This window comes from Staphylococcus saccharolyticus (assembly GCF_900458815.1).
GTDB lineage: Bacteria > Bacillota > Bacilli > Staphylococcales > Staphylococcaceae > Staphylococcus > Staphylococcus saccharolyticus.
Map to the genome: position 1 here is coordinate 1,562,435 of NZ_UHDZ01000001.1, position 14,090 is coordinate 1,576,524.

Sequence of the window (14,090 nt, forward strand, 5' to 3'; positions counted from 1 at the left end):
TAATAACATTTGTAGTTTCAATTTTTGTATAATTACTTTTATAAATTTATTGTATAGATTTAACTATTTCTTTACAGTATCATACTATATAACTCCACAGCATACAATTATACCATAATTATTATCATTATAATGTATAATATTACAAATTATTAAACTCTTTATTGCTCACTACCTCTTTATATGTTATCTTATTAAAGTGTATAAGTAGTTATGTGTATTTATATTTATTAAAGGAGGTACTTTCATGGGTAAACAATGTTACGTAACAGGTCGTAAAGCTTCGACTGGTAATCATCGTTCACACGCTTTAAATGCGAACAAACGCAGATGGAACGCTAACCTTCAAAAAGTTAGAATCCTAGTAGACGGTAAACCTAAAAAAGTTTGGGTTTCTGCACGTGCTTTAAAATCTGGTAAAGTTACTAGAGTTTAATAAATATAATGCACACTTAAAATATCCTTATGTGGAGGATATTTTTTAAGACCTTAAAGGCTCCGTCCTCTAAGGTCTTTTTTATATCTTGTCATAAAGATGCTTAATCACTACTACGCATCTGTAAAACGCGCCCTCTCTCAACTATAATAGTTGCTGTGTTTGATTCAACTTCATTTGAAATAGTTAATGTTGAACCTACGTTTAAATGTTCATGATTTAAATTATATTTAAAGTCTTTTAATGATATCACTACATCTTCACAAAGAGGTATGAATGATATATAAGGATAACTACTATTCTTTTCTACTTTATGAATTCCTACATTTAGTAATTTAATTTCGTTCCTTTCATCTATAACTTTAAAATGAATACGCTGATTAATATACTGCGGTTTTTGCAAAATTTGAATTACACCCATAAAATGATCTAATCTTCCACCCGTAGCACCAAAAATATGTATATCACTATAACCGCATTGAACAGCTTGCTCTACTCCTAGTGCTAAATCAGTATCATCCTTTTCAGCTTTAACAGGACGAATATTGAGTTGTTCTTTCAATATATGACGTTCTTCGTCATTGACAGAATCAAAATCTCCCACTGAAAAAACAGGTTTAATTCCTTGTTCAAGGAGAACTAATGCACCTCTATCGATACCTGCCCAATCTTCTTCTTTTCTATGATACAAGAGTTGATGAGGTAACAAACGTTTTGAACATAATAAGTTAACTTTCATTGTTAGCACCCTTTCAGCATAGCAGTTACTTTAGCGTAGTCCTTTTGTTTAAAGAAATAAGAACCTGTAACTAACATTGTTGCACCTAGTTCGACACAAAGTTTACTTGTCTTATCATTAATACCACCGTCTACCTCTATATCAAACGTTAGTTGGTTCTCGTGTTTGAGCTGATTCAGTTGCTCGATTTTAGTCACACACTGATCAATAAATGATTGACCACCGAATCCTGGATTAACTGTCATCACTAATATATAATCCACAATACCTAATATAGGAATTATTACTTCCACAGGTGTCCCTGGATTGATAACTACACCTGCTTTTTTGTTTAATTGCTTAATTTGTTCAATAACACGATGGATATGTGGTGTTGCTTCAATATGCACAGAAATCATGTCTGCACCATGCTTTGCAAATAGTTCAATATAATTTTCAGGCTTTTCGATCATTAAATGCACATCAATAGGTAAATTGGTTTGGCTTCTTACGGCATCTAATATCGGTATGCCAATTGAAATATTTGGTACAAATTGACCATCCATGACATCAAAGTGTAAACCGTCAACATTCGCTTTTTTTAATTGATTGAGCTCTTCTTTTAAATTTAAAAAGTCCACTGATAAAAGTGAAGGCAAAACTTTAACCATCTAATATCGTACCCTTCTGTTAGAGATTTCATTATATAACTGTAAATAATGATGATATCTAAATTTAGCAATTTTTCTTTCTGTCACCTCAGATTTCACGTTACAATGAGGTTCTTTAATATGATTGCAATTGCGAAATTTACAACTTTCACTTGCTGCTTGAATTTCGATAAAATAATCCTTCAAATCTTCTTTCTCAATATGATTAAAATCTAATGCACTAAAGCCTGGTGTATCAGCAATATAACCATTATCTCTATCATAAAGTTCTACATGTCTTGTCGTATGTTTACCACGGTTAAGTGACTTAGAAATATTATTAGTCGCTAAATTCAAGTGAGGATGACAATGATTCAAAAATGTCGTTTTTCCTACTCCAGATTGACCACTTAAGACAATTAAACCCTTATGCCATTTATTTACGATTGATAGCTTATCGTCTTCTTTACCAACAAATTGCGTTGGATATCCAATATTACTATAAACTGTTAAAGCTGCATTAATTTCCTCTTTTTCTTGTTGTGAGGCTAAATCACGCTTTGTTATCAATATTCTTGGTTTAAGATGATATGAATGTGCAATAACTAGAAATCGATCTAATAATTGCGTCGAAAATTGTGGCTCAACTGCACTCATAACAATGACTAGTTGATCTATATTACTTACTGGAGGGCGTTTAAGTTCATTGTTTCTTTCATGAACATAGTGAATATATCCTTCTTGACTATTTTGTTCTTCAAAATCAACGATATCACCAACAACTGGGGAAAATTTCTTCTTTCTAAATAATCCACGTGGTTTAGTGTCGTATCGTACTCCATTTACATCTACTTTATATACACCACTAATTAATTTTACGATTCGACCAGACTTCAAAATGACACCTCTCATCTTTGTTTTACTCTCAATATTATATCAAATTCATTATCATTAAAATATATTAAACTGCTGTAATATATTTTAATTTATCTTCGAATATCTCTGTAAAAAAGAAATTCAATGATAAATAATTACTCTTTGTCTTTTTGAAATAAAATCCCCTATGTTCGTATCTTAGCCATAATCAAACATAGGGGTATCTTGTTTATTCAATTAATCATCATAGTTTACATCTTTATCTGCGACAATTTTATCATCAACTCTAACCGTGTAACCAGCACTTTTTCCTTTATCGATTTTTAAAGGAATACTAATCGTCTTATCCTTTTTAATCTTATAAGTTTGAGCTGGGGAATCACCACTGTTATCTTCATCACGTATAAATACTTCTACAGTTTGACTCTTACCTTTACTGCCTGTATATGGCACTTTAACCGTCTCAGTTTTAGTTGTTACATCTTTGTCATCTTCGCTATCTCCTGGTTTACCTTTTGAAACAGTTAATGAGATGGTTGATCCTTCATCAACTGATTTATTTTTTGGTGATTGCATGATAACATTACCTTTTTTTACATCATCGTTATTTTCTTTAGTAGCTTGTACTTTAAATCCTTTTGCTTCTAATTCTTTTTTTGCAGTTTCATAGGACTTATTTTCATAATTACTTACATAAACTTGGCGAATTCCTAATGATTCGTAAATTTTAATATGGTGGTCGTTTAAAGCAACTTCACTATTAGCGGTAACATTTTGTTCAGAAATTAATCCTTTTTCGAAAGAATTACTATAAGCCTGTTCAACATCGATATCTTTGAATCCTAAATCTTTTAATTTCTTTAAAGCTTCATCCTTTGTCATACCTACAAGATTTAGCATTTTAACCTTTTCTGGTCCTTTCGAAAGAACTATATCAACTGTATCACCTTGCTCAACACGTTCTCCACTCTTTGGATCAGATTTGATTACTTGATTTTCAGGATATTTATCACTGTAACTTCTTGAAATATCCCCTAACTTGAGGTGATGACTTTTTAATACTTGTTCTGCTTGCTTTTCCGATTTACCTGAAATATCCGGAATCTCTTCATATTTATTTCCAAATAAACCCATTGCTACAAATGAAATAAGAGCTATTAATAATAATATAAAAACAATTGATAAAATAATCACTTTCATTTTCGAAGGCTTTTTCGAACCATTTTGGTAATAACGTGATTCAGAAGACTGAAATTTTTGTTGCTGTAATGGTTCATTGACGATAGGTATTTGCATTGTCTTATTAAGATTGCTATGACCTTTATGATCATGCATGGTTTGATTTAATTCTTCCCTAGTTAAAGGAACTGTTTTCGTTTTATCCAATTCATACTTATCTTCATTGACACGATTTTCATGCAACGCACTAGCTAAATCATCTCTCATTTCTTGCACAGTATGATAACGATGAGTTTTATCTTTTTCTGTGGCTCGTAAAATTACGTTACTTAATGATTGTGGTACTTCTTCTCTTTTCTCGGTGGTAATATTTGGAATTGAATCTTGAATATGTTTAATAGCAATACTAACTGCAGTTTCTCCATTAAATGGTGGTTCACCTACAAGCATTTCATATAATACAATTCCAATAGAATAAATGTCTGTACTTTCGTCAGTCATTTCACCTTTAGCCTGTTCTGGAGATAAATATTGTACAGTACCAAGTACATGGTTTGTTTGCGTTAATGACGTTTCACTTAAAGCTTTAGCAATACCAAAATCAAAAATTTTCAATGTTTTATTCTTATCTATAAGAATATTTTGAGGTTTAATATCGCGATGCACAATTCTCATGTCATGTGCATGTTTGATACCACTTAGAATTTGTTCAGTAAATTGTATCGCTGTTTCCACACTAAGAGGACCATGATTTTCGATATACTCGGCTAAAGTAGGACCTTCTATGTATTCCATTACAAGATAGAAACAATCATCTTCCTCATCTACATCAACCATACTCACTATATTATCATGCGAAAGTTGTGACGAATTATGTACTTCTCTTTCAAAGCGTTTTAAGGTTTCTTCTTTTTCACGTAGAGGAATTGAAATTGCTTTGATAGCTACTTTACGATTAAGTATTGTATCTTCAGCTAGGTATACAATACTCATTCCACCGCCACCAAGCTTATCAATAACCTCATAACGTTCATTAATTGTCTTGCCTATCATACTTTACCACCTTCTAAAGAAGAAAGGATAAAGCTGACATTATCTTTTGAATCATGTGCCATTGCTAAACTTAGTAACTTCTCGCCATGATCATCAAGAGAAGCTTCTTCGTTTAATACTTCTTGTATCTCATAGTCTCGTACATAGTCTGTGAGGCCATCAGAATTGAGTAGTAAAAAGTCATAGAATTGCGTTTTTTTAATAAATAAATCTGGAGATACCCGTTTATCTGTTCCTATGACTTTAGTAATAATATTACGTTGTGGATGATTAAACGCTTCTTCTTTTGTTATTTGACCTGTCATAACCAAATGATTAACAAATGAATGATCACTTGTAATTTGGTCCATTCTTCTTTGATTTATGACATAGGAACGAGAATCACCAACATTTGCAACGACAATTTCTTTATCAAAAATGATTGCACATACAAGTGTTGTCCCCATACCTCGATATTCATTGTTTTCTTGAGCATAGTTATACAATTGAAAATTGATATCTTTAATGTTTGAACGCAACCATGATTCTGCACGATCTATTTCAATAAGGTTTTCATCTTCAAAACGCTTTTGAAGCTCGTAAGTGACAAATTGACTGGCTATTTCCCCAGCTTTATGCCCACCCATGCCATCACATAATACTAACATTTGTTGCTGTGTTTGGTTGTAAAAAATACCACCAGCATCTTCGTTCTTCTCTCGATGTTGTCCAGTATCAGTAAAAAATTGTGCGTTTAACATATGTCCTTACCTCGTTTCTACTTGTCGTTCCTTCGCTCTTAATTGACCACAGGCTGCATCAATATCTGAACCTTGCTCACGTCTAATTGTAGCATTGATTCCTAATCTCTTTAATTCTTTTTCAAATTTAAAGATATCATCTTTAGGTGTTTTTACATAATTACGCTCTGGAACATGGTTAACTGGTATTAAATTGACATGACAGTTAAGTCCTTTAATCAAGTGTGTTAAGTCTCTCGCATGTTCAAGCTGATCATTTACGCCACCAAACAACCCATATTCAAAAGTCACACGACGATTCGTTTTTTCTTGATAGTAACGAATCGCTTCCATTAACTTTTCAACATTATAAGCTCGATTGATTGGCATAAGTCTAGAACGAATTTCATCCTTAGCACCATGAAGACTCACAGCAAAATTAATTTGTATATCTTCTTCCGCAAAATCGTATATTCTTGGAATGATACCTGATGTAGATACAGTAATATGACGAGCACCAATGTTTAAACTATTATCATCATTGACGATTCTTAAGAAATCCATCATCTCATCATAATTTTCAAATGGTTCGCCAATACCCATAATAACAATTTGTGATACACGCTCATCAGTTTCATCTAAAGCTTTTTGAACTGTTGATACTTGTGAAACGATTTCGCCTGCTTCTAAATTACGTTTAAGTCCACCTAAAGTAGAGGCACAGAAAGTACAACCAATTCTGCAACCTACTTGAGTAGTAACACAGACCGAATTTCCATACTCATGTCTCATTAGAACAGTTTCAATTGTATAACCATCTTGTAACTCAAATAAAAATTTGATAGTGCCATCTTTACTTTCTTGTTTAACAACAGTTGTCAATGTCGTCATAGCAAAGTTATCATTTAGAACTTGTCGCAAATCTTTTGATAAATTTGTCATTTCATCAATGCTATTCACCCTCTTTTGATATAGCCATTCAAAAACTTGTTTAGCTCTAAATTTTTGTTGACCATGATCAATTAACCATTGTTGCATTTCATCGTATCTCAATGAATAGATAGATTGTTTATCAAAATTAGGCAGGAACTTATTTCTCTTCTTCTTTTCTGCAGTGATCATCATTAACTGTCCTTTCTTTTTATTTTGGTTATAAAGAATCCATCAGAGTTAAAATCTTGAGGCAGTATTTGTAATATTTTAACTCGTTCACCAGTAACAGGGTGTTGGAATGGCTCAAACTCGAAATCTTTATTTTGCTTTAAAAAAGTATAAATGACATTTTCGTTTTCCATTTGTTCTATAGTACATGTTGAGTATACGATTGTACCACCAGGTTTCACATTATGTTTAATATTCTCCAATATTTGAAGTTGCAATTCAACAAGAGCCAAGATACTTTTATGTGACTGACTATATTTAATTTCTGGTTTATGTCTAAGCACTCCTAGACCACTACACGGTGCATCAACAAGAATTTTATCATACATCGTGTTATATGAAACGGTTGCATCATGTTTAAAAGCATGAATATTATTAAGTTTCAACTTATTTATATTATGTTGAATAAGTTTAATCTTATGATCATAAATATCTGTTGCATCGACGTATCCTTCAGGTGATAATATTTCTGACATATGACATGCTTTTCCACCAGGTGCACTACATGCATCTAATACTTTATCATCTCGTCCTAAATTCATAATATGAGCAACCATCATGGAACTCTTATCTTGAATTGAAACATATCCATCTTTAAATGCTATGGAATTAATGATAGGCAAACCAGAAATGTAAAGACAAAATGGTAAAATACTATCTTTTTTAACATCATAACCTTCGTCTTCCAATCGTTGTATTGTTGAGTCGATTGAACCACGAGAAATATTTGCTCTTACTGTCATATTTACTGGTTCTAAAAATGATTGAGCAATAGACTCGGTTGTTTCAATTCCGTAGTGAGTTGCCCAATGGTCAACAATCCATTTAGGTAAACTATACTGTATAGCAATTCTCTTTTTATCATCACTTATATCACTAAAGCGAGGTAACTCACTACGCATGACGGTACGTAAAATGCCATTAACAATATTTCCATTATGATGACTACCACGATTTTTAGCGATATCAACTGCTTCATTAATAATGGCATGATTAGGAACTTTGTCTAAATACATAAATTGATATAGACTCATCCATAGTAACTGACGTACCCATCCTTTAATTTTAGTTTTAACAAAAGGTTTTAACATATAATCTAAAGCATATTTTCTTTTAATCGTTCCGTATACAAGTTCTGTATATAAACTTCTATCTACTGAATTAATTTTATTTGAAGATAGTACTTCATTCATTTTCAGATTACTATACGCGCCTTCATTTAAAATTTCTTGTATTGTTTCAAATGCGTACATTCTTACAGATTTATTCATACTAATTGTTTCCCAACTAACGTATCTTGAACACCACTTAAATAATTTACGACTTGCATTCGTTTTTTACCAGCAAATTGAATTTCTGTCAGTGCAATCGCATCATTTGAGCCTGTTCCGATAATTAATTCTTTTTTGGTAGTCTCTATTATAACTCCAGGTTTAGCTTTTTTATCTGTGACGATGTGTGCATCAAATAACTTAAGATTTTTATCATCCATCGTTGTATATGCTACTGGCCATGGTGATAAACCACGTATATGATTATGAATCGCTTGTGCACTTTGTTGCCAATCGATTCTTTCATCTTCACGAGAAATATTCGAAGCAAAAGTTGCTTTTGTGTCGTCTTGTGGAATACTATCGTTAGTACCAGCTATAATGCATGGAAGCGTATCTTTTAGTAATTCTGCACCTAAAAAGCTTAATTTATCATGCATAGTCCCTACACTATCACTATCGTCAATACGGATGGCTTTTTGAGATATAATATTGCCGGCATCTAATTTTTTCACCATATACATAATGGTAATGCCTGTTTCTTTTTCACCATCAATAATTGCTTGGTGAATTGGCGCTCCACCACGATATTTTGGAAGTAAGGATGCGTGTACATTAATTGCGCCTAATCTTGGTGCCTTTAACAATGATTCCGGAAGTAACTGACCAAACGCAGCTGTAACAATGATATCGGCATCTAAAGATAACAGTTCTTCAAGTTCTGATGAGTTGTTTAATTTCTCAGGTTGGTAAACAGGAATTTCATGTTCAACGGCCACTTTTTTAACTGGAGGTGGTGTCAAAATTTTCTTTCGTCCTACTGGTCGATCGGGTTGAGTGACAACAGCAATCACATCATGTTCAGCAATTAACATTTCTAATACTTTAGTTGAAAAATCAGGTGTCCCCATAAAAATTATTTTACTCATTGTCAAAATACGCCTCCACTTCTGTTTCGTTTAATATACGGATTGATTTATCAGTAAAAAGAATACCATTGAGATGATCTACCATATGTTGAATCATACGTGCAACATCATCATAAGCTGTTAATTCGACTTGATACCCGTTAACGTCATAACTTTGAACAACAATCATGTTACTACGCTCCACTTCACCAAAAACGTTCGGCAAACTAATAGAGCCCTCCAATTCAGTCACCGTCTCGTGAGATTGATTTAAAATAACTGAATTAATCAACTGCAACAATCCTTCATATTCCATATCAATTAGTGCTACACGCTGATTCATTCCAATTTGAGGGGCACTAATTGCAACAGCTTCTTCCTCATAAAGTGTATCTTCCAAATCTTGTAATAACGTTCTTAAATTTTCATCGAAGGCACTTACAGGTAGAATTTCTTTTTTCAACATAGGATGAGTCGATTTAACTAATTTCTGTGTAGTCATCTCATTGGCTCCTCTTTAAAATTCATCATATCATTATAACTTAATTGCATTGAAATTGCGACCTTTGAAAAAAGAAACGTTATTATATACTACTACTTTAGACTGAAATATATTTGTTATAGAGTGAATCAATTGATTTTAACTTTAAAAATTATAAAATATTAAATAATAACAGTTATATAGCTTTTAGTATTATGATTGGAGGTCGATAAAATGGAAGTAAATAAAGTAATTTATATTTTATTAGCAGTATTTCTTGGTAGCTTTGGGATTCATAAATTTTATGCTGATAAACCTTTCCAAGGATTGATGCATATTTTATTCTGTTGGACGGCAATACCTCATGTTTTAGCTATCATTAGTGCAGTATTGACATTGTTCAAACCTGCTGATGAAAATGGTAACGTTAGAATGTAATGTTAATATCAAAGAAATACAAGTGAGTTTAATTAATTATCTTGTTTATCATTAAAAAGATTTTAAAATAGTTTATGCTGCGATATATCATTTCATGGAATTTGAACTGAACTTTCCATTAGTAGCGTAAGTTAAATCTTTTTATAATTTTTATGCATAAGGCACCTCGTTAATTTAGTAATGTTTATTAAATTATACGAAAGTGCCTTATTTTTTAAGTATTTTAATATAAAATTATATATATAGACACCATATTTTTGCGAGGGTTTTAAATATAAAGAAAGCACTAAGATGATTAAATAATTAAACCATCTTAGTGCTGTTATTTTGAGGTTTATGTCCTAACCTGTTTATATTACTTACATCACATCATCATTTGAGGATTAATATCAATTTTTAATGCTAATTTTTCTTTAACATATTTATCACGATAATAATCATCTAAATATTTGAGTGCGTTATGTAACTGGGGTTCACTTTTGTATTTAATTAAAATTTGAAAGCGATATTCATTATTAATACGAGATAATGCAGCAGGAGAAGGCCCTAAAACTAACACTTTGTCACTTAAATGTTGTAATAAAATTTGATGAATATGCTTAGATGCTTCCATTACCTTTTTCATATTTTGATGAGAAATCGTAAAATTGATTAAGAAATAATAAGGTGGATATTTTCCTAATTTACGATAATTCATTTCCTTTTGATAAAAAGTAAAATAATCATTCAGTTTAACATCTTCAATCGCATAGTGATCAGGATTATATGTTTGAATAATCACTTGTCCTTCTTTTTCATGACGCCCAGCACGTCCAGATACTTGAGTTAACAGTTGATACGTTCTCTCACTTGCTCGAAAATCTGGCAAGTTTAACATCGTATCTGCGTTTAATACTCCTACCAGAGTAATGTTGGGGTAATCAAGACCTTTAGCAATCATTTGAGTTCCCAATAAAATATCCCCTTTACCCGCTTCAAAATCGTTTAATAACTTTTCATGTGCTCCTTTTCTAGAGGTAGTATCAACGTCCATACGTATAATCCGTAAAGTAGGAAACTCTTGTTGTAATAATTCTTCAACACGTTGCGTACCAGTACCGACCTGTCGAATGTGGTCATTTTCGCAGCTCGGACATTTGTTTGGCGGAGTTTCCTGATAACCGCAATAGTGACATTTCAATTGATCTGTTGTTTTGTGATACGTCAACGAAATATCGCAGTTCGGACATTGAGGTACATATCCACAATCTCTACATAACGTAAATGAAGCATATCCTCGTCTATTTAAAAATAGAACAATTTGTTCTTGTTTATCTATACGTTCCTGAATCGCTTCTCTCAACGTTGTTGAAAACATTGACCTATTTCCCTTCCTTAATTCATTACGCATATCAACAATATCTATGTGTGGTAAAGCTTGATGATTAACTCTATGAGGTAGCGTCAATAATTCATAGACATTTTTTTCTGCTCTCGCATAAGATTCTAGACTTGGTGTCGCACTACCTAACACAACAGGACATTTATGATATCTACTTCTCCATTGCGCAATATCTCTTGCATGATATCTAGGATAATCTTCTTGTTTATATGTAGATTCATGCTCTTCATCAATTATAATAATTCCTAAATGCTTAAACGGCGCGAAGATACTTGAACGTGCACCAATACTGACTCTTGCACGACCGTCTCTAATTTTTTGCCATTCATCATATCTTTCACCCTTTGATAAACCGGAATGAAGTACAGCTACATCATCTCCAAAACGACGTTTAAACCTTAAAACCATTTGTGGTGTTAAAGCAATTTCAGGTACTAACATCATTGCTTCCTTACCTTTATTGAGGACTTCTTCTATGGTTTGTAAATAGACTTCCGTTTTACCTGATCCTGTCACGCCATGCAATAAAAATGTTCTCTCTTCATCACTATTGATATGGTGTTTAATAGCTGTAAAAGCGCGTTGTTGATCATCAGTTAACTCTCTCTTCTTTTCTTGTTCAAAAATACGATTTGCGAATGGATCACGTTCGACTTCAGCGTCATATTTTTCGACATATCCCTTTTTGATTAGAGCATCTAAACTAGATCGTGAAAGACCCATTTCTTCAATTTCTTTTAAAAAAACTGTACGGTGTGCTTCTTCCATTAAAAAAGCATATAAATCATATTGTTTAGTGTATTTCTCTAATCGAGCAAGCACTTTATCATTATTTAACTCTTCCAAAATAGCCACTGCTCTTTGTGTTTTCTTTTTTGTGCTTTGAGACAATAATGTCTCTTCTCGAATGAGACCCTCCCTCAACAGTGTCATCATTTTTTCTAAGTCATTATTGTGTTGTACATCTTTGTAAAAATAATAACCATCTTTATTAAATTTGGCTAAAACTGAGTCCGCAATATCATTCGCTTTTATCAGCTTAAATGCCTTAGTATATTTAGCTTTTATCGCCCTCGGTAACATGGCTTCCAAGACAGAAATACGCTTTGTCACGTGAAAATGACTCATCCATTCACTTAATTTGATCAATTCAGGCGTTAATTCAGGTTGAATATCTTGTACTTCTTTAATTGCTTTTAGTTTAGATATTTCGACATTCCCATCAGGTGCTTCTTGGATATTCATGACATAGCCTTGAATAGTACGCGATCCGAATGGAACAATAACACGGACGCCTATCTGAATCACGTGTTCCAAATGCGTTGGAACTATATAATCGAATTTAAAATCTACACTCTTTGATGGAATATCAACAATTACTTTTGCAATCATTGTTGCCACCTAGTTTCTAATTCTTCTATTATTTGTCGCGCTAACGCTACTTTTTTACCTTTTTTAATCTTGACTGTTTGTTTATCTTTAAAATGCATCATGAGTTCATTATCATCTGAATTAAAACCTATTGATTGATCACCTACATTATTAGAAATAATAACGTCTGCATTTTTACGTTCCAATTTATCTTGTGCATATTGTTCTATATTTTGTGTTTCAGCTGCAAAACCTACAAGATATTGATGTTTTTTATTGTCACCTAAATATTTTAATATGTCTTGAGTACGTTTAAATTTTACTGATAAATCTCCATCTTGTTTTTTTATTTTATGTTCTAATACTTCAGATGGCGTATAGTCTGATACTGCTGCTGCCTTTATAACTATATCTTGTTCAATATATCGACACTTTACTGCTTGAAACATATCTTCAGCACTTTGCACATGAACAACTTCAATACCATCAGGGGCTTTTAATTGTGTGGGTCCACTCACTAAAGTCACTTTAGCACCTTTATCTCGTAATGCTTCAGCAATTGCAAAACCCATTTTACCTGAGGAACGATTCGAAACATAACGCACTGGGTCAATCACTTCAACTGTTGGTCCTGCCGTTACTAACGCTTTCTTTCCTAAAAATGAACTTGATGATATTTCTTTTTCATTAACAAAAAATTGATTAATCATTGACACTATTTGAAGTGGTTCTTCCATACGCCCTTTAGCCATATAACCACAAACTAAATAACCATCACCTGGTTCTATGAATTGATAACCGTCTTGCTTTAAGATTTTGATATTATTTTGTGTACGTGGATTATCATACATGTTTACATTCATAGCTGGTGCTACAAATTTCGTTGTTGTTGTCGCAAGTAACGTTGACGTAATCAAATCATCAGCTATACCTACACTTAGTTTCGCAATCATATTAGCAGTTGCTGGTGCAACAATAATAGCATCCGCCCAATCACCTAAAGATATATGTTGAATGTCTTGTGGTGTTTTTTCTTTGAACGTACCTGTGTAAACGGGATTTTTACTAATAGCTTGAAATGCTAGTGGAGTTACAAATTCTTGTGCATGATCCGAGAGCATGACTCTCACATCATATCCCAATTGTGTTAATTTACTTGTTAAATCGATTGCTTTATATGCAGCTATTCCACCAGTTACAGCTAATAAAATATGTTTCATAGTTTATATTCTCCCTTGTTACTTTATCGACATGTCTATTATATTCTAATAAATTTAATTTATAAATGGTAAAACTTTATATTTGTTATAAAAACGTAAACTAAATAAAGATGAGTACTTTAAACAATTATTGACGTCTAATTGATTAAAAAAGATGAGTATTTAAAATAAATTTAAACCTCACCAAACAACTTCTAATTTAAGTTCATTATACACAAATTTATAGTT

13 protein-coding genes are annotated in these 14,090 nt (G+C 32.3%); 2 read left to right on the forward strand and 11 right to left on the reverse strand.

Translation table 11 applies throughout. The features are described 5' to 3' along the window. Positions 1-247 precede the first annotated feature (247 nt). Positions 248-436 (forward strand): 50S ribosomal protein L28, encoded by a 189-nt coding sequence (gene rpmB / locus DYE57_RS07660; RefSeq protein ID WP_002459324.1) that lies wholly within the window; start codon positions 248-250, stop codon positions 434-436. Between the two features lie 103 nt (positions 437-539). Here the strand turns inward: rpmB and DYE57_RS07665 are convergent, their stop codons facing one another. From DYE57_RS07665 to DYE57_RS07705, 9 genes are all read right to left on the reverse strand, one after another. Next, positions 540-1,175 (reverse strand): thiamine diphosphokinase, encoded by a 636-nt coding sequence (locus tag DYE57_RS07665; protein WP_115313518.1) that lies wholly within the window; start codon positions 1,173-1,175, stop codon positions 540-542. 2 nt (positions 1,176-1,177) lie between these two features. Next, complete coding sequence (gene rpe, locus DYE57_RS07670; RefSeq protein WP_115313519.1) at positions 1,178-1,825, reverse strand: ribulose-phosphate 3-epimerase; 648 nt, start codon at positions 1,823-1,825, stop codon at positions 1,178-1,180. Then, positions 1,826-2,701 carry a ribosome small subunit-dependent GTPase A gene (rsgA, locus tag DYE57_RS07675; RefSeq protein ID WP_165417868.1) on the reverse strand — a complete coding sequence of 292 codons (876 nt, stop codon included), beginning with the start codon at positions 2,699-2,701 and terminating at the stop codon, positions 1,826-1,828. A 216-nt stretch (positions 2,702-2,917) separates the two neighbouring features. Further along, positions 2,918-4,912: a Stk1 family PASTA domain-containing Ser/Thr kinase gene (gene pknB, locus DYE57_RS07680; protein ID WP_115313521.1), complete on the reverse strand. Its 1,995-nt coding sequence runs from the start codon at positions 4,910-4,912 to the stop codon at positions 2,918-2,920. Then, positions 4,909-5,652, reverse strand: coding sequence for a Stp1/IreP family PP2C-type Ser/Thr phosphatase (locus DYE57_RS07685; protein WP_115313522.1), 744 nt, complete (start codon positions 5,650-5,652; stop codon positions 4,909-4,911). The genes pknB and DYE57_RS07685 overlap by 4 nt, the downstream gene beginning before the upstream one ends. Before the next feature lie 6 nt (positions 5,653-5,658). Then, positions 5,659-6,753: a dual-specificity RNA methyltransferase RlmN gene (gene rlmN / locus DYE57_RS07690; protein WP_115314132.1), complete on the reverse strand. Its 1,095-nt coding sequence runs from the start codon at positions 6,751-6,753 to the stop codon at positions 5,659-5,661. A 2-nt stretch (positions 6,754-6,755) separates the two neighbouring features. Continuing rightward, a complete protein-coding gene (gene rsmB, locus DYE57_RS07695) occupies positions 6,756-8,063 on the reverse strand; it encodes a 16S rRNA (cytosine(967)-C(5))-methyltransferase RsmB (RefSeq protein WP_115313523.1) in 1,308 nt (435 codons plus the stop codon). Then, entirely contained in the window at positions 8,060-8,992 is a 933-nt protein-coding gene (fmt, locus tag DYE57_RS07700) for a methionyl-tRNA formyltransferase (protein WP_115314133.1), read from the reverse strand. The genes rsmB and fmt overlap by 4 nt, the downstream gene beginning before the upstream one ends. Beyond that, complete coding sequence (locus DYE57_RS07705; RefSeq protein ID WP_115313524.1) at positions 8,985-9,473, reverse strand: peptide deformylase; 489 nt, start codon at positions 9,471-9,473, stop codon at positions 8,985-8,987. Before DYE57_RS07705 ends, fmt begins: the two co-directional genes overlap by 8 nt. 213 nt (positions 9,474-9,686) lie before the next feature. Here DYE57_RS07705 and DYE57_RS07710 point away from each other — a divergent pair, with 213 nt between their 5' ends. Continuing rightward, positions 9,687-9,890 carry a TM2 domain-containing protein gene (locus DYE57_RS07710; RefSeq protein WP_115313525.1) on the forward strand — a complete coding sequence of 68 codons (204 nt, stop codon included), beginning with the start codon at positions 9,687-9,689 and terminating at the stop codon, positions 9,888-9,890. Between the two features lie 364 nt (positions 9,891-10,254). Here DYE57_RS07710 and priA read toward each other — a convergent pair whose 3' ends face one another. After that, a complete protein-coding gene (priA, locus tag DYE57_RS07715) occupies positions 10,255-12,663 on the reverse strand; it encodes a primosomal protein N' (protein ID WP_115313526.1) in 2,409 nt (802 codons plus the stop codon). Continuing rightward, positions 12,660-13,862, reverse strand: coding sequence for a bifunctional phosphopantothenoylcysteine decarboxylase/phosphopantothenate--cysteine ligase CoaBC (gene coaBC, locus DYE57_RS07720; protein WP_115313527.1), 1,203 nt, complete (start codon positions 13,860-13,862; stop codon positions 12,660-12,662). The genes priA and coaBC overlap by 4 nt, the downstream gene beginning before the upstream one ends. Positions 13,863-14,090: the final 228 nt, after the last annotated feature.

What these genes read in the sequence shown, in the direction of transcription:
- pknB (WP_115313521.1), bottom strand. Translation starts at nt 4,912, where the DNA reads ATGATAGGCAAGACAATTAATGAACGTTATGAGGTTATTGATAAGCTT.
- rpe (WP_115313519.1), bottom strand. Translation starts at nt 1,825, where the DNA reads ATGGTTAAAGTTTTGCCTTCACTTTTATCAGTGGACTTTTTAAATTTA.
- rsmB (WP_115313523.1), bottom strand. Translation starts at nt 8,063, where the DNA reads ATGAATAAATCTGTAAGAATGTACGCATTTGAAACAATACAAGAAATT.
- DYE57_RS07710 (WP_115313525.1), top strand. Translation starts at nt 9,687, where the DNA reads ATGGAAGTAAATAAAGTAATTTATATTTTATTAGCAGTATTTCTTGGT.
- DYE57_RS07685 (WP_115313522.1), bottom strand. Translation starts at nt 5,652, where the DNA reads ATGTTAAACGCACAATTTTTTACTGATACTGGACAACATCGAGAGAAG.
- rpmB (WP_002459324.1), top strand. Translation starts at nt 248, where the DNA reads ATGGGTAAACAATGTTACGTAACAGGTCGTAAAGCTTCGACTGGTAAT.
- priA (WP_115313526.1), bottom strand. Translation starts at nt 12,663, where the DNA reads ATGATTGCAAAAGTAATTGTTGATATTCCATCAAAGAGTGTAGATTTT.
- DYE57_RS07665 (WP_115313518.1), bottom strand. Translation starts at nt 1,175, where the DNA reads ATGAAAGTTAACTTATTATGTTCAAAACGTTTGTTACCTCATCAACTC.
- fmt (WP_115314133.1), bottom strand. Translation starts at nt 8,992, where the DNA reads ATGAGTAAAATAATTTTTATGGGGACACCTGATTTTTCAACTAAAGTA.
- DYE57_RS07705 (WP_115313524.1), bottom strand. Translation starts at nt 9,473, where the DNA reads ATGACTACACAGAAATTAGTTAAATCGACTCATCCTATGTTGAAAAAA.
- coaBC (WP_115313527.1), bottom strand. Translation starts at nt 13,862, where the DNA reads ATGAAACATATTTTATTAGCTGTAACTGGTGGAATAGCTGCATATAAA.
- rlmN (WP_115314132.1), bottom strand. Translation starts at nt 6,753, where the DNA reads ATGATCACTGCAGAAAAGAAGAAGAGAAATAAGTTCCTGCCTAATTTT.